We start from the raw sequence: 14,981 nt of genomic DNA on the forward strand, positions 1-14,981 counted from the left end.
CGCCACCGGATCCACCGTCTTCTTAGCCGTCTTCGCTGCTGCTTTCTCTGCCACGCCCACGATCCTGCCACGCCCCACTGACAGCGCGGCCCACCTCGGTCCGGCAACGGCGTTGTCACACCCCCGTGCGAAGATCGGAGACGTAGCTCACAGCACCGCTCAGGAGCACGCACAGCGCATCGCAGGACCGCTCAAAGGGGAGCCGACCCATGGCAAGCAAGCCGCCCGCATCCGACCCGGTACAGGACGCGCCGCAGGTCGCGGCGCCGCAGCACCATGCCGCCGGGCTCCCCGCCGTGAAGCACTCGCTCAAGATGGCCCGCGAGCAGATGGGCGTGAAGCGGACGGCGCTGACGCTTCTGCGCGTCAACCAGAAGGACGGCTTCGACTGCCCCGGCTGCGCCTGGCCCGAGCCGGAGCACCGGCACGCGGCGGAGTTCTGTGAGAACGGGGCGAAGGCGGTCGCCGAGGAGGCCACGCTGCGCCGGGTGACGCCGGAGTTCTTCGCTGCGCACCCGGTCGCCGACCTGGCGACGCGTTCCGGGTACTGGCTGGGCCAGCAGGGCCGGCTCACCCACCCCATGCTCCTCGACGAGGGCGGCACGCACTACGAGCCGGTGACGTGGGAGCGCGCCTTCGACCTGATCGCGGACGAGCTGACCGCGCTGTCCTCCCCCGACGAGGCCGTCTTCTACACGTCGGGGCGCACCAGCAACGAGGCGGCGTTCCTCTACCAGCTGTTCGCCCGCGAGTTCGGCACGAACAACCTGCCGGACTGCTCGAACATGTGCCACGAGTCGTCCGGCTCCGCGCTCACGGAGACGATCGGCGTCGGCAAGGGCAGCGTCCTGCTCGAAGACCTCTACAAGGCGGACCTGATCATCGTCGCCGGGCAGAACCCCGGCACGAACCATCCGCGGATGCTGTCCGCCCTGGAGAAGGCGAAGGCGGGCGGCGCGAAGATCATCTCCATCAATCCGCTGCCGGAGGCGGGCCTGGAGAGGTTCAAGAACCCGCAGACCCCGAAGGGCCTCACCAGGGGCGCCGCGCTCAACGACCTGTTCCTGCAGATCCGCCTCGGCGGCGACCAGGCCCTGTTCCGCCTCCTCAACAAGCTGATCCTCGCCACGGACGGCGCCACCGACGACGCCTTCATCGCCGAGCACACGCACGGCTACGAGGAGTTCGCGCGGGCCGCCCGGGACGCCGACTGGGACGAGACCCTCGCGGCGACGGGCCTGTCCCGCGCCGACATCGAGCGCACCCTGGAGCTGGTCCTCGCCTCGAAGCGGACCGTCGTGTGCTGGGCCATGGGCCTCACCCAGCACAAGCACTCCGTGCCGACGATCCGCGAGGTGGTCAACTTCCTGCTGCTGCGCGGCAACATCGGCCGCCCCGGCGCGGGCGTCTGCCCCGTGCGCGGCCACAGCAACGTGCAGGGCGACCGCACCATGGGCATCTTCGAGCGCCCCGCCCCCGCGTTCCTCGACGCCCTGGAGAAGGAGTTCGGCTTCGCCCCGCCGCGCGAGCACGGCTTCGACGTGGTGCGCGCCATCCGCGCGCTGCGCGACGGGCAGGCGAAGGTCTTCTTCGCCATGGGCGGCAATTTCGTCTCGGCCTCCCCCGACACCGAGGTCACCGAGGCGGCGATGCGCCGCGCCCGCCTGACCGTGCACGTCTCCACGAAGCTGAACCGCTCGCACGCGGTCACCGGTGCCCGCGCGCTGATCCTGCCGACGCTCGGCCGCACCGAGCGCGACCTTCAGGGCGGCGGCGAGCAGTTCGTCACCGTCGAGGACTCGATGGGCATGGTGCACGCCTCGCGCGGGCGTCTGGACCCGGCGAGCCGCCACCTGCTGTCCGAGCCGGCCATCGTGGCCCGCCTCGCCCGCCGCGTCCTGGGCGCCGAATCCCTCACCCCGTGGGAGGAGTTCGAGAAGGACTACGCGACGATCCGCGACCGCATCGCGCGCGTGGTGCCCGGCTTCGAGGACTTCAACGAGAAGGTCGCCGACCCGTCCGGCTTCGCGCTTCCGCACGCCCCGCGCGACGAGCGCCGCTTCCCCACCACGACCGGCAAGGCCAACTTCACGGCCGCCCCGGTCGAGTACCCGCGCGTGCCCGAGGGCCGCCTCCTGCTCCAGACGCTGCGCTCGCACGACCAGTACAACACCACGATCTACGGCCTGGACGACCGCTACCGCGGCATCAGGAACGGCCGCCGTGTCGTCCTCGTCAACGCGGACGACGCCAAGGACCTCGACCTCGCCGAGGGCAGCTACGTGGACCTCGTGAGTGAGTGGGAGGACGGCGTGGAGCGGCGCGCGCCCGGCTTCCGCGTCGTGCACTACCCCACGGCCCGCGGCTGCGCGGCGGCGTACTACCCGGAGACGAACGTGCTGGTGCCGCTGGACGCCACCGCGGACACCAGCAACACACCCGCCAGCAAGTCCGTCGTGGTGCGCCTGGAACAATCCAGGACCGACTGAGCGTTTGCTCAGCCATCAGGGACACACGAACAGGCACGAGGAACGGAGCAGGGCCCCATGGGCGAGCAGAACCGGACGCAGTTCCCTCAAGAGGTCATCGACGAGTACGCCGCGCTCGGCATCGACCTCGTCGCCCTGTTCTCCGCGGGCCACCTCGGCACCCGCATGGGCATCGACGTGAAGGAGGCCTCGGCGGAGCGCGTCGTCGGCACCATGCCCGTCGAGGGCAACACCCAGCCCTACGGGCTGCTGCACGGCGGCGCCTCCGCCGTCCTCGCCGAGACCCTCGGCTCCGTCGGCGCGATGCTGCACGGCGGCAGCGGCAAGATCGCCGTCGGCGTCGACCTGAACTGCACGCACCACCGCGGCGCCCGCTCCGGCCTGGTCACCGGGGTCGCGACGCCGCTGCACCGCGGCCGGTCCACGGCGACGTACGAGATCGTGATCACCGACGAGCAGGACAGGCGGGTCTGCTCGGCCCGCCTGACCTGCATGCTCAAGGAAGCACCGAACGCGCCTACGGCGTAGGCGCCACCGGCAGCGTCACCGAGCTGTCCCCGGCGCGCACGGTCATCCGCGTGCCCGCCGGGTACCGCAGGGTGTAGTCGTAGTCGGTCGAGATCAGGACGACGCCCAGCCGGTGCCCGGCCTTGAAGACGTAGTCCTGGGGCTGCATGTCCCACCGCAGCCGGTACTCGCGGCCCTCGACGACCTTGGACTGCCGCTCGTACGAGACGCGGTTGCGGGCGTCCAGCCAGCCCCGCGACACGATCTTGTAGTCGGCGGTCTCGGTGCGGTGCTTCGTGCGGTACGCGCAGCCCGTCTCACCGGCGAGGCCCGGCACCCCCTGCCCGTAGCAGACCTGCTGCGACGTGTCGGTGACCGTGCCCGCCGTGGCCCGGGTGTCGCGCCCGTAGTCGACGAGCAGCGCGGTCACGTACGGCGACGTGCCCGCGAGCGAGGCCCGCACATCGACCTCGGGCACCCCGTTCAGCCGGACGTCCTTGTCGAGCGTCCCGGTCGTGTACGCGAGCCGGTTCGGGTTCGCCGCGTCCGGTGACGTCACGAGCTGCTCGGCGGGCACGGTGCGGCCCGCGTCGGTGAGCGCCTGCACCCGCGAGGGGCCCGCCGCGCTCCCGAGCGTCCCGTCGGCGCGCATCCGCAGCGTCGTCGAGCGGGTGCCCGGGGCCGGCCAGTCCTTCTGCTGCTTCCAGCCGAAGTCGGCCTGTTCGACGTCGACCCCGGGCTCCTTGGTGACGCCGTTGTCGATGCCGTACAGATAGTGGTCGAACCAGCGGTGGACCTGGCTCAGCCACTCCTCCATGCGCAGCGGCATCGGGTTGGAGTGCCCGGCCTGGTGCAGCCACAGCTTGCGCGGCACATGGTTCTTCTTCAGTGCCTCCCACAACTGACCGGCGTTCTTGGTCTTCACGTTCCAGTCGTTGAGGCCGTGCACGACGAACGTCGCCGCCTTGATCCGGCGGGCGTCCTTCAGATAGTCGCGCTCCTGCCAGTACGGCGACCAGTCCCCCGTCACCCGGTCCTGATCACGCTCCAGCCGGTCGAGCACCGGCTTGCAGATCTCCCGGTCGGCCCGCGAGTACACGTACCGGGCGAGCACGTCGGTGTCCTCGCCCTGGTACGTGCCGGGCGCCACGACTCCGCCGTTCGCCCGGTAGTAGTCGTACCAGGAGGAGATCCCGGAGATCGGCACGATCGCCTTGAGGCCCTCGACTCCCGTACTGGCGACGGCCGTCGGCAGGGTGCCGTTGTACGAGATGCCCATCATGGCGGAGTCGCCGGTCGACCAGTCGGCGCGCACCGGGCGGCCTTCGGTGTCCCAGCCCTTGGCACGGCCGTTCAGCCAGTCGATCGCGGCCTTCGCGCCCAGCGTCTCGTTGCGGCCGCCCGAGGTCGGACAGCCGGTGGAGCCGCCCGTACCGAGGCTGTCGACCTCGGCCACGGCATAGCCGCGCGGCAGGAAGTAGTTGTCGTAGTACCCGCCGTACGCCACGGCAGGACCCGCCAACCCGGCCTTTCCCGGCTCCTGTTGGAACCGGCCCCCGGACTCCGGAAGCCCGTCCTCATCCAGGTCGACGACATGGTTCGGGACATCGTTGCCACCCGCCCAGTACGGGCTCGCCTCGACGATCGTCGCGACCTTCAGGCCCGCCGACTCCGTCTCCTTGGGCCGCAGGATCCGCATGCGGACGGTGTCCCGCTTCCCGTCGCCGTCGCTGTCGGCCTCGGTCTGCACATCGACCTTCTGAAGCACCGCGTCGGCGCGCGAGAAGACGGGCTGCGTCTCACGGTCCGCGATCTTCAACTCGGCCCGCTCGGACGGCGGTTGGGCCGCGTACGCGGAGGGGGCGGCCAGCGCCGCCACCAGCGCGCACACCAGGGTCGTACCTGTTCGTCTCTTGCCGGTGGATCTCGCCATCGTGCCTCCAGGGGCGCGTTCGGGAGTTCACTCACGGGACGGGAGGTGACGTGAGGTATTCCACCGCGCCTCGCCCGCGCCGACCAGAGGGCCTCACCAACCACCCATCCCCGCACGGACGTTGGCGGAATCCGCCGCTCCGCCCTACCGTCGAGCATGACCGGCATCGGGCCCGTCGAGCCGCACGACCCGGCCGACAGCCACCCCTTCGCCCCGCACCCCACCGACGTCGTCGGCGCCGACTCCCCACGCCCGTACGACCGTTGGAGGTCACTGGGCCCCCGCGGTCGGCGCGGCCTCCTCGCGGGAGCCGTCGCCGCGGCCGGGACCGCGGGGGTGCTCCTGTTCCCCGAGCCGGAGCGGCCCGCCCCGCCGCCTCCCGCGCCCTGGCCCACCCAGGTCACCCACCTGCGCTACGACGGACCGCACGGCACGGCCTTCCGCTTCACCGCCCACGTCGACCACGGAGGGCCCGTGACGATCAGTCACATCCAGGCGGGCGACCCCCGGTTGACGTCCCGCACGACCCCAAGGCCGCCCGTCTCCGTCACCCCCGACACACCCCGCACCCTGACCGTGCGGATCTCCGTGCGCGACTGCGCCGCCCTGCCCCGCGCCCTCGACATGTCCTACCTCGACCTCACCCTGACCAACCCGCGCGCCAGGGAGCAGCACAGCTTCATCTTCGTCGACCGCTACCCGCACGACCTGCTCGCGCTGCTGCGCTCCCGCTGCGGGAAACCCGGCACCGAACTCACACAGCGGTAACACTCGGTTACCTCTGCGGCAACGAAGCAATGCGAGCATCGCGCGGCACGCCCCTGACCGCACCCCGGGGGCCGTCACAGGCGTGTCGATCTTGAGAACACCCCGTTCCACTACGGCACTTGAGGTGATCTTGAACCGGGGCCGCCCGACCGACGCCCCGGCATAACAAGAACGTCACAGCCTCTTCCGCACCCGCGCTCCACCCCCCACCTGCGCTTATAGTCACGGCCAGTCACCGCGCCGCCGGGCGCGTCACTTGCACGGCCCAGTACCACTCCGTACGGCCCGGCGAGACACACGGCCCCTGGACCAGGGGACCGCGCCAGGGAGAGGAATGATCGTGCGACACCGTTCTTTGCTCACACTCACCGCCGTGCTCACCACCGGAGCACTCACACTCACCGCCTGCGGATCGCGCGACGACGACAACAAGTCCGGGGGCGGCAAGAAGACCACCGTGGTCATCGGCGTCGACGCCCCGCTCAGCGGCGACCTCTCGGCCATCGGCATCGGCATCAAGAACTCCGTCGACCTGGCCGCGAAGATCGCCAACAAGAACAACGAAGTCAACGGCGTCACCTTCAAGACGCTGCCGCTCGACGACGTCGCCAACCCCTCCACCGGCGGACAGAACGCCACCAAACTCGTCGGCAACGACGAGGTGCTCGGCGTCGTCGGCCCCCTGAACTCCAGCGTCGCCCAGTCGATGCAGAAGACCTTCGCCTCCGCGAACCTCGTCCAGGTCTCGCCCGCGAACACCGCCCCCGAGCTCACCCAGGGCGCCAAGTACGCGACCACCAAGTCCCGCCAGTTCGACACGTACTTCCGCACCGCCACCACCGACGCCCTCCAGGGCCCGTACGCCGCCCAGTACGCGTACAACACCCTGAAGCTGAAGACCGTCTACTCCGTCGACGACAAGAAGACCTACGGAGCGGGCCTCGCCCGCACCTTCCGCCAGGAATTCACCAAGCTCGGCGGCAAGGTCGTCGCCACCGACCACATCAACCCCGACGACCGCGACTTCGGCGCCATCGCCACGAAGATCAAGAACTCCAAGGCCGACTTCGTCTACTACGGCGGCGAATACCCGGCCGGCGCCCCGCTCTCCAAGCAGATCAAGGACGCCGGAGCCAAGATCCCCGTCGTCGGCGGCGACGCCCTCCAGAGCGCCGACTACACCAAGCTCGCCGGCAAGGCCGCCGAAGGCGACTTCGCCACCTCCGTCGGCGCCCCGCCCGAGAAGCTCGACACCGCCAAGAAGTTCATCGCCGACTACAAGGCCGCCGGCTACAAGGAGCCCTACGAGACCTACGGCGCCCTCTCCTACGACGCCGCCTGGGTCATCATCCAAGCCGTCAAGCAGGTCATGTCCGACAACGACGGCAAGCTTCCCAGCGACCCCAAGGAAGCCCGCAAGAAGATCACCGAAGCCACCCAGAAGGTCTCCTTCAACGGCGTCACCGGCAACGTCGGCTTCGACAAGTACGGCGACACCACCAACCGCACCCTGACCGTCTACCAGGTCAAGAGCGGCAAGCACACCCCGGTCAAGACCGGCGAGCTGGAGCAGTAACCCACCGGGAGAGCCCGGCACCCCGGCCACTCCCCCACAGCACAGCACCGAGCGCGGGGGGCCCACCAACAGCCCCCCGCGCACCCGTACTTGACACCACACCCACGGAGGCCCAGCGGTGCACGATCTGCCGCAACAGCTGGTCAACGGCCTGATCCTCGGAGCCCTGTACGGCCTCATAGCCGTCGGCTACACCATGGTCTACGGCATCATCCAGCTCATCAACTTCGCCCACGGCGAGATCTACATGATCGGCGGCTTCGGAGCCCTCACCATGTGGCTCTGGCTCCCCGGCGGAACCTCACTCGCCATCGCCCTGCCCCTCATGCTCCTGATGGGCATCACCTGCTCCGTCCTCATCGCCGTCGGCGCGGAACGTTTCGCCTACAGACCGCTCAGAAACGCCCCACGCCTCGCACCCCTCATCACCGCCATCGGCCTCTCCATCGCCCTCCAGCAGGCGATCTGGGCCTTCTACCCCGACGCCAAGGCCGACCGCACCTTCCCCCAGTTCGAAGGCGGACCCTTCGACCTCGGCGCCTTCACCCTCCAGCGCGGCGACATCTTCCTCATCATCGCCGCCCCCATCTGCATGGCCGCCCTCGCCTTCTTCGTCGCCAAGACCCGCACCGGCCGCGCCATGCAGGCCACATCGCAGGACCCCGACACCGCCAAGCTCATGGGCATCAACACCGACCGCATCGTCGTCACCGCCTTCGCCATCGGCGGCGCCTTCGCCGCGGTCGCCGCCATGGCCTTCGGCCTCAAGTACGGCCAGATCGGCTTCAAGATGGGCTTCATCGCCGGCCTCAAAGCCTTCACCGCGGCCGTACTCGGCGGCATCGGCAACATCTACGGCGCCATGATCGGCGGCCTCGCCCTCGGCCTCGCCGAAGCCCTCGCCACCGCCTACATCCAGGACATCCCCGGCATGGAACTCCTCGGCGGCGGAGCCTGGAAGGACGTCTGGGCCTTCGTCCTCCTCATCCTCGTCCTCCTCCTGCGGCCCCAGGGCCTGCTCGGCGAGCGCGTCGCGGACAGGGCGTGATCACCATGACCGACACCACCACCGCCACCACGCCCAAGGCACTCGTCCCGCTGCCCGAACGGACCGCCCGCTACGGCACCGCCGCGGGCGCCCTCCTCACCGCCGCGAGCACCTTCCTCGCCTGGACCTGGACCGACGAATTCCCCGGCGACCTCACCGTCACCGGCTACCCCGGAGGACTCCAGGTCCTCACCCTCGTCGGCGCCCTCCTCACCCTGCTCCTCGCCCTCTCAGGACTCGGCACCCGCGGCCTCCAATGGCTCACCCCCGGCGGCACCAACGCCCCCACCCTGCTCCTCGCCCTCGGCACCCTCGGCACCACCGGCTACACCATGGGCGCCATCTCCGCGAAGCTCGGCGGCGTCGTCAACCTCGAACCCGGAGCCTGGATCGCCGGCATCGCCGCCCTCCTCACCACCGTGTTCGCCCTCGCCCTCCCCGCCGACCTCCCCGACCCCGAGGCCAAGGGCGCCTGGGCCCGCTTCCGCGCCTCACTCAAGGCGCCCACCGCACGCCCCAGCACCACCGAACTCCCCGCCTGGGCCGAAATCCTCCTCATCGCCGTCTCCTTCGGCCTCGCCCTCTACGTCTTCACGTACGGCATCGACACCGAATACGGCGAACTCTTCGTCGGCTACCTCATCATCGTCGCCTTCGGAGCCGCCGCACTCTCCAAGTCCGGCCTCCTCAGCCGCATCACCGGCCTCACCAACAAACACCGCAACATCAGCCTCACCGCAGCCTTCGTCGCCGCGGCCGCCTTCCCCTTCACCCAGACCAACGACACCTACACCAACGTCGCCGCCAACATCCTCGTCTTCGCCACCGTCGCCCTCGGCCTCAACGTCGTCGTCGGCCTCGCCGGACTCCTCGACCTCGGCTACGTCGCCTTCCTCGGCGTCGGCGCCTACGCCGCGGCCCTCGTCTCCGGCAGCCCCGACTCCACCATCGGCGTCCACTTCCCCTTCTGGGCAGCCGTCCTCACCGGCGCCGCCGCCTCACTCGTCTTCGGCGTCGCCATCGGCGCCCCGACCCTGCGGTTGCGCGGCGACTACCTCGCCATCGTCACCCTCGGCTTCGGCGAGATCTTCCGCATCACCATGAACAACCTCGACGGCGACTCGGGCCCCGACGTCACCAACGGCCCCAACGGCATCCCCAACATCCCCGACCTCAAGATCTTCGGCTTCGACCTCGGGGAAACCCACACCGTCCTCGGCGTCGACCTCGGCCGCTTCGCCAACTACTACCTGTTGATGCTCTTCTTCACGATCATCGTCGTGACCGTCTTCCGCCGCGCGGGCGCCAGCCGCATCGGCCGCGCCTGGGTCGCCATCCGCGAGGACGAAACAGCCGCCCGCGCCATGGGCATCAACGCCTTCCGCCTCAAACTCCTCGCCTTCGCCCTCGGCGCCGCACTCGCCGGCATGGCTGGCTCCGTCCAGGCCCACGTCCAGTACTCCGTCACCCCCGACCAGTACAAATTCGTCGAGAACGCCCCGCCGAACTCGGCCTTCCTCCTCGCCGCCGTCATCCTCGGCGGCATGGGCACCGTCAGCGGCCCCCTCATCGGCGCCGCCCTGCTCTACCTCATCCCGGCGAAACTCCAGTTCATCGGCGACTACCAACTCCTCCTCTTCGGCGTCGCCCTCATCCTCCTCATGCGCTTCCGCCCCGAAGGCCTCGTCGCCGACCGCCGCAAGCAACTCGAATTCCACGACACCGGCCAACTCGACATCCCCGAACAAACGAGCCTGCCCGGCACCGCCACCACGGCAACGACCAAGGCAGGAGCGTGACCACCATGACCACAGTGCTCGAAGCCAACGGCGTCACCATGCGCTTCGGCGGCCTCACCGCCGTACGCAACGTCGACCTCCACGTCGACCAGGGCGAGATCGTCGGCCTCATCGGCCCCAACGGCGCCGGAAAGACCACCTTCTTCAACTGCCTCACCGGCCTCTACGTCCCCACCGAAGGCAAGGTCTCCTACCAGGGCAACGTCCTCCCGCCCCAACCCCACCTCGTCACCAAGGCCGGCGTCGCCCGCACCTTCCAGAACATCCGCCTCTTCGCCAACATGACCGTCCTGGAGAACGTCCTCGTCGGCCGCCACACCCGCACCAAGGAAGGCCTCTGGTCCGCCCTCCTCCGCGGCCCCGGCTTCAAGAAGGCCGAACGCGGCAGCGAAGAACGCGCCATGGAACTCCTCGAGTTCATCGGCCTCTCCCACAAACGCGACCACCTCGCCCGCAACCTCCCCTACGGAGAACAGCGCAAGCTGGAAATCGCGCGAGCCCTGGCCAGCGAACCGGGCCTGCTCCTGCTGGACGAACCCACCGCCGGCATGAACCCGCAAGAAACCCGCGCCACCGAAGAGTTGGTCGTCGCCATCCGCGACAAGGGCATCGCCGTCCTCGTCATCGAGCACGACATGCGCTTCATCTTCAACCTCTGCGACCGCGTCGCCGTCCTCGTCCAGGGCGAAAAACTCGTCGAAGGCACCAGCGAAGTCGTCCAGGGCGACGAACGCGTCATCGCCGCCTACCTCGGCACCCCCTTCGAAGGCGCCCCCGAGGACACCGCCATCGACGAGGTCCAAGCCGCGGAGGCCCAGGCCGGCGGGGAAGGAAACGACCAGTGACCGCACTGCTCGAGGTCGAGGACCTCAAGGTCGCCTACGGCAAGATCGAAGCCGTCAAGGGCATCTCCTTCAGCGTGGAGGAAGGCCAGGTCGTCACCCTGATCGGCACCAACGGCGCCGGCAAGACGACCACCCTGCGCACCCTGTCGGGCCTGCTGAAACCATCAGGCGGCAAGATCAGCTTCGCGGGACAACCACTCGCCACCGTCCCCGCACACAAGATCGTCGCCATGGGCCTCGCCCACTCCCCCGAAGGCCGCCGCATCTTCCCCCGCCTCACCATCGCCGAGAACCTCCAACTCGGAGCGTTCCTCCGCAAGGATCAAGCGGCCATCGACAAGGACATGCAGCGGGCGTACGAACTGTTCCCCATCCTGGGAGAACGCAGAAAACAAGCGGCCGGAACGCTCTCGGGCGGCGAGCAGCAAATGCTGGCCATGGGACGGGCGTTGATGTCCCAGCCCAAGCTCCTGATGCTCGACGAACCCTCCATGGGCCTCTCCCCGATCATGATGCAGAAGATCATGGCCACCATCAGCGAACTCAAGTCCCAGGGCACCACCATCCTGCTCGTCGAACAGAACGCCCAAGCCGCGCTCTCCCTCGCCGACCAGGGCCACGTCATGGAAGTCGGCTCCATCGTCCTCTCCGGCACCGGACAGGACCTGCTCCACGACGAATCCGTACGCAAGGCCTACCTCGGCGAGGACTGACGGCCTTGCGTGCCTTACGCACATGTGGCCCGTGCCCCACGAAGGGACACGGGCCACATTGCGTACGCTCGGGGCTCAGCCCTTCGACGCCTTCTTCTCCTCGGCGTCCTGGATGACCGCCTCGGCGACCTGCTGCATCGAAAGCCGACGGTCCATCGACGTCTTCTGAATCCAACGGAACGCCGCCGGCTCCGTCAGGCCGTACTCCGTCTGAAGCACCGACTTCGCCCGGTCCACCAGCTTCCGCGTCTCCAGGCGCTGCGTCAGGTCCGCGACCTCGTTCTCCAGCGTCTTCAGCTCCGTGAAGCGCGAGACGGCCATCTCGATCGCCGGCACGACGTCGCTCTTGCTGAAGGGCTTCACCAGGTACGCCATCGCGCCCGCGTCGCGCGCACGCTCCACCAGGTCGCGCTGCGAGAACGCGGTCAGCATCAGGACAGGGGCGATCGACTCACCGGCGATCTTCTCCGCCGCGCTGATGCCGTCCATCTTCGGCATCTTCACGTCGAGGATCACCAGGTCGGGCTTGTGCTCACGGGCCAGCTCGACGGCCTGCTCCCCGTCGCCGGCCTCGCCCACGACGGAGTAGCCCTCTTCCTCGAGCATCTCTTTGAGGTCGAGGCGGATCAGGGCCTCGTCCTCGGCGATGACGACACGGGTCGTCAGCGGCGGGACGTGCGACTTGTCGTCGTCGACTGCGTCGGGCTGGGGCGACTCGGGGGCGGTCATCGCGGGGCGCTCCTTGGTGAGGCAGGGCGGGGGTACTGCTCCCAAGAGCCTACCTACCTGCGATATGGTGGTCGGGCGGCGGGTCGAGGTAAACCTTCGATTCTGCGGGCCCCGGTAGCCCAATTGGCAGCAGGCAATGGATTCAAAACCCATACAGTGTCGGTTCGAGTCCGACCCGGGGCACTTTTCCTTCGATTCGAAGGTTACCAGCCAGAGGCGGATGCTCACGTTCTCGTGAACATCCGCTTTTTGCTGCGTGTCGCGGCCCCCGGTCACACAGAGTGCCCACATGTACGACATGGGCACACGCAAGCGGGCGCTGGATCTGGTGGCGCAGGGGCGCAGCCTCAACTCGGTGAGCAAGGAGACCGGAGTCTCCAGAGCCGCACTCCGCGCCTGGCAGACCCGTATCGAGCCACTCCCCCGCATGCTGTCCCAGGCCGCGCCGTGCGTCCGATGCGGACCGGAGCCCGGGCCGCCTGCCGACGCGGCGGCGTACAGCTACCTGCTGGGGCTCTACCTCGGCGACGGCTGCATCAGCGCCGGGGCGCGCTCCGGATATTTCCTCCGGATCGCATGTGCGGACGCCTACCCCGGGCTCATCGAGCTGTGCTGCACCGCCATGCGATCCATCAACCCGAGCGGCCGGTGCGCCCGGGTCCAGGCCGTCGGATACACCTCCGTCGTCGGCTACAGCCGGCACTGGCCCTGCCTCTTTCCCCAGCACGGGCCCGGCAAGAAACACGAGCGGGCGATCGACCTCGAACCCTGGCAGCAAGAAATCGTCGACGCTCATCCGTGGGAGTTCGTCCGAGGGCTCGTCCACTCCGACGGATGCCGGGTCACCAACTGGACGACCCGGATCATCGGCGGAGAGCGCAAGCGCTACGAGTACCCGCGGTACTTCTTCACCAACACGTCCGCCGACATCATCCGGCTCTACACCAGCACCCTCGACCGGCTCGGCATCGAGTGGAAGAGCCTCGGCCAGAGCCGGGCCGCGGTCACCATCTCGGTCGCCCGCAAGGGATCGGTCGTCCTCATGGACGCCCACGTCGGGCCCAAGGACTGACGGTTACTTCGGGCTGTCGTCCTCGCCGATGTGGTGGACGCGGACCAGGTTCGTGGAGCCGGGGACGCCCGGAGGGGAGCCGGCCGTGATGACGACCGTGTCGCCCTTCTTGCAGCGGCCGATCTTCAGGAGTTCTTCGTCGACCTGCGCCACCATCGCGTCGGTGGACTCGACGTGCGGTCCGAGGAAGGTCTCGACGCCCCACGTGAGGTTGAGCTGCGAGCGTGTCGCCGGGTCCGGGGTGAAGGCGAGGAGCGGGATCGGCGAGCGGTAGCGGGAGAGGCGGCGGACGGTGTCGCCGGACTGCGTGAAGGCGACGAGGAACTTGGCGCCGAGGAAGTCGCCCATTTCGGCGGCGGCGCGGGCGACGGCGCCGCCCTGGGTGCGGGGTTTGCTGCGTTCGGTGAGCGGCGGGAGGCCCTTGGCGAGGATGTCCTCTTCCGCGGCTTCCACGATGCGGCCCATGACCTTGACCGTTTCGATGGCGTATTTGCCGACGCTGGTTTCACCGGAAAGCATGACGGCGTCCGTACCGTCGATGACGGCATTGGCGACATCGCTGGCTTCGGCGCGCGTGGGCCGGGAGTTGTCGATCATCGAGTCGAGCATTTGGGTCGCGACGATGACGGGCTTCGCGTTGCGCTTGGCGAGTTTGATGGCGCGCTTTTGGACGATCGGGACCTGTTCGAGGGGCATTTCGACGCCGAGGTCGCCGCGGGCGACCATGATTCCGTCGAATGCGGCGACGATGTCCTCGATGTTGTCGACGGCCTGGGGTTTTTCGACCTTGGCGATGACGGGGAGGTGGCGGCCCTCTTCGCGCATGATGCGGTGGACGTCTTCGATGTCGCGGCCGCTGCGGACGAAGGAGAGGGCGATGACGTCGGCGCCGGTGCGCAGGGCCCAGCGGAGGTCGTCCTGGTCCTTTTCGGAGAGGGCGGGGACGGAGACGGCGACGCCGGGGAGGTTGAGTCCCTTGTGGTCGGAGACCATGCCGCCTTCGACGACGCGGGTGTGGACGCGGGGTCCGTCGACTCCGGTGACTTCGAGGGTGACCTTGCCGTCGTCGACGAGGATGCGTTCGCCGGTGGTGACGTCTTCGGCGAGGCCGTCGTAGGTGGTGCCGCAGGTCTGGCGGTCGCCTTGGACGCCGCTTTCGACGGTGATGGTGAACTCGTCGCCGCGTTCGAGTAGTACGGGTCCTTCGCTGAATCGGCCGAGTCGGATCTTCGGGCCTTGAAGGTCGGCGAGGATTCCGACGCTGCGGCCGGTCTCGTCGGAGGCCTTTCGCACGCGCTGGTAGCGCTCCTCGTGTTCGGCGTAGGTGCCGTGGCTGAGGTTGAAGCGGGCGACGTCCATTCCGGCTTCTACGAGTGCCTTGATCTGCTCGTACGAGTCGGTGGCTGGGCCCAGGGTGCAGACGATCTTTGCTCGGCGCATGCTTTCGACCCTAGACCTTACCGGCGGGTAGAGAATTGGTCGGTCATGACTACTCAACAACC

The 14,981-nt window shown here is 68.8% G+C and carries 12 protein-coding genes and 1 tRNA gene; 10 read left to right on the forward strand and 3 right to left on the reverse strand.

The window, feature by feature from the left end; translation table 11 throughout:
• Nucleotides 1-209 precede the first annotated feature (209 nt).
• Together ACTWJ8_RS12000 and ACTWJ8_RS12005 are read left to right on the forward strand one after the other, a co-directional pair.
• Nucleotides 210-2,489: an FdhF/YdeP family oxidoreductase gene (locus ACTWJ8_RS12000; RefSeq protein WP_356388165.1), complete on the forward strand. Its 2,280-nt coding sequence runs from the start codon at nucleotides 210-212 to the stop codon at nucleotides 2,487-2,489.
• 57 nt (nucleotides 2,490-2,546) lie between these two features.
• Nucleotides 2,547-3,017: a hotdog fold thioesterase gene (locus ACTWJ8_RS12005; protein WP_356388163.1), complete on the forward strand. Its 471-nt coding sequence runs from the start codon at nucleotides 2,547-2,549 to the stop codon at nucleotides 3,015-3,017.
• Here the strand turns inward: ACTWJ8_RS12005 and ACTWJ8_RS12010 are convergent.
• Nucleotides 3,007-4,929 carry a Xaa-Pro dipeptidyl-peptidase gene (locus tag ACTWJ8_RS12010; RefSeq protein ID WP_356388161.1) on the reverse strand — a complete coding sequence of 641 codons (1,923 nt, stop codon included), beginning with the start codon at nucleotides 4,927-4,929 and terminating at the stop codon, nucleotides 3,007-3,009. The two genes, ACTWJ8_RS12005 and ACTWJ8_RS12010, sit on opposite strands and share 11 nt — an antisense overlap.
• 156 nt (nucleotides 4,930-5,085) lie before the next feature.
• On the opposite strand from ACTWJ8_RS12010, the gene ACTWJ8_RS12015 reads away from it, so the two are divergent.
• From ACTWJ8_RS12015 to ACTWJ8_RS12040, 6 genes are all read left to right on the forward strand, one after another.
• Nucleotides 5,086-5,697 carry a hypothetical protein gene (locus ACTWJ8_RS12015; protein ID WP_356388159.1) on the forward strand — a complete coding sequence of 204 codons (612 nt, stop codon included), beginning with the start codon at nucleotides 5,086-5,088 and terminating at the stop codon, nucleotides 5,695-5,697.
• Between the two features lie 340 nt (nucleotides 5,698-6,037).
• Nucleotides 6,038-7,273: a branched-chain amino acid ABC transporter substrate-binding protein gene (locus tag ACTWJ8_RS12020; protein WP_356388157.1), complete on the forward strand. Its 1,236-nt coding sequence runs from the start codon at nucleotides 6,038-6,040 to the stop codon at nucleotides 7,271-7,273.
• Nucleotides 7,274-7,391: 118 nt separating this feature from the next.
• Nucleotides 7,392-8,321 (forward strand): branched-chain amino acid ABC transporter permease, encoded by a 930-nt coding sequence (locus ACTWJ8_RS12025; RefSeq protein WP_356388155.1) that lies wholly within the window; start codon nucleotides 7,392-7,394, stop codon nucleotides 8,319-8,321.
• A gap of 5 nt (nucleotides 8,322-8,326) precedes the next feature.
• The gene (locus ACTWJ8_RS12030; protein ID WP_356388153.1) at nucleotides 8,327-10,120 is read left to right on the forward strand and encodes a branched-chain amino acid ABC transporter permease; all 1,794 of its coding nucleotides are present in this window, start codon (nucleotides 8,327-8,329) and stop codon (nucleotides 10,118-10,120) included.
• Between the two features lie 5 nt (nucleotides 10,121-10,125).
• Nucleotides 10,126-10,965: an ABC transporter ATP-binding protein gene (locus ACTWJ8_RS12035; RefSeq protein WP_443263791.1), complete on the forward strand. Its 840-nt coding sequence runs from the start codon at nucleotides 10,126-10,128 to the stop codon at nucleotides 10,963-10,965.
• Nucleotides 10,962-11,678: an ABC transporter ATP-binding protein gene (locus ACTWJ8_RS12040; RefSeq protein ID WP_356388149.1), complete on the forward strand. Its 717-nt coding sequence runs from the start codon at nucleotides 10,962-10,964 to the stop codon at nucleotides 11,676-11,678. The genes ACTWJ8_RS12035 and ACTWJ8_RS12040 overlap by 4 nt, the downstream gene beginning before the upstream one ends.
• A gap of 75 nt (nucleotides 11,679-11,753) precedes the next feature.
• Here the strand turns inward: ACTWJ8_RS12040 and ACTWJ8_RS12045 are convergent, their stop codons facing one another.
• On the reverse strand, nucleotides 11,754-12,407 hold the full coding sequence (locus ACTWJ8_RS12045; RefSeq protein ID WP_356388147.1) for an ANTAR domain-containing response regulator: 654 nt from the start codon (nucleotides 12,405-12,407) through the stop codon (nucleotides 11,754-11,756).
• 108 nt (nucleotides 12,408-12,515) lie between these two features.
• Here ACTWJ8_RS12045 and ACTWJ8_RS12050 point away from each other — a divergent pair.
• Nucleotides 12,516-12,590: transfer RNA gene (locus ACTWJ8_RS12050), tRNA-Leu, on the forward strand.
• A 106-nt stretch (nucleotides 12,591-12,696) separates the two neighbouring features.
• Complete coding sequence (locus ACTWJ8_RS12055; protein ID WP_443263792.1) at nucleotides 12,697-13,479, forward strand: transcriptional regulator; 783 nt, start codon at nucleotides 12,697-12,699, stop codon at nucleotides 13,477-13,479.
• Between the two features lie 3 nt (nucleotides 13,480-13,482).
• On the opposite strand, the gene pyk is transcribed toward ACTWJ8_RS12055, so the two are convergent.
• A complete protein-coding gene (gene pyk, locus ACTWJ8_RS12060) occupies nucleotides 13,483-14,919 on the reverse strand; it encodes a pyruvate kinase (RefSeq protein ID WP_356388144.1) in 1,437 nt (478 codons plus the stop codon).
• Nucleotides 14,920-14,981 lie beyond the last annotated feature (62 nt).

Source organism: Streptomyces sp. SDT5-1 (assembly GCF_052245995.1).
GTDB lineage: Bacteria > Actinomycetota > Actinomycetes > Streptomycetales > Streptomycetaceae > Streptomyces.

What these genes read in the sequence shown, in the direction of transcription:
- ACTWJ8_RS12035 (WP_443263791.1), top strand. Translation starts at nt 10,126, where the DNA reads ATGACCACAGTGCTCGAAGCCAACGGCGTCACCATGCGCTTCGGCGGC.
- pyk (WP_356388144.1), bottom strand. Translation starts at nt 14,919, where the DNA reads ATGCGCCGAGCAAAGATCGTCTGCACCCTGGGCCCAGCCACCGACTCG.
- ACTWJ8_RS12015 (WP_356388159.1), top strand. Translation starts at nt 5,086, where the DNA reads ATGACCGGCATCGGGCCCGTCGAGCCGCACGACCCGGCCGACAGCCAC.
- ACTWJ8_RS12045 (WP_356388147.1), bottom strand. Translation starts at nt 12,407, where the DNA reads ATGACCGCCCCCGAGTCGCCCCAGCCCGACGCAGTCGACGACGACAAG.
- ACTWJ8_RS12000 (WP_356388165.1), top strand. Translation starts at nt 210, where the DNA reads ATGGCAAGCAAGCCGCCCGCATCCGACCCGGTACAGGACGCGCCGCAG.
- ACTWJ8_RS12055 (WP_443263792.1), top strand. Translation starts at nt 12,697, where the DNA reads ATGTACGACATGGGCACACGCAAGCGGGCGCTGGATCTGGTGGCGCAG.
- ACTWJ8_RS12010 (WP_356388161.1), bottom strand. Translation starts at nt 4,929, where the DNA reads ATGGCGAGATCCACCGGCAAGAGACGAACAGGTACGACCCTGGTGTGC.
- ACTWJ8_RS12005 (WP_356388163.1), top strand. Translation starts at nt 2,547, where the DNA reads ATGGGCGAGCAGAACCGGACGCAGTTCCCTCAAGAGGTCATCGACGAG.
- ACTWJ8_RS12030 (WP_356388153.1), top strand. Translation starts at nt 8,327, where the DNA reads ATGACCGACACCACCACCGCCACCACGCCCAAGGCACTCGTCCCGCTG.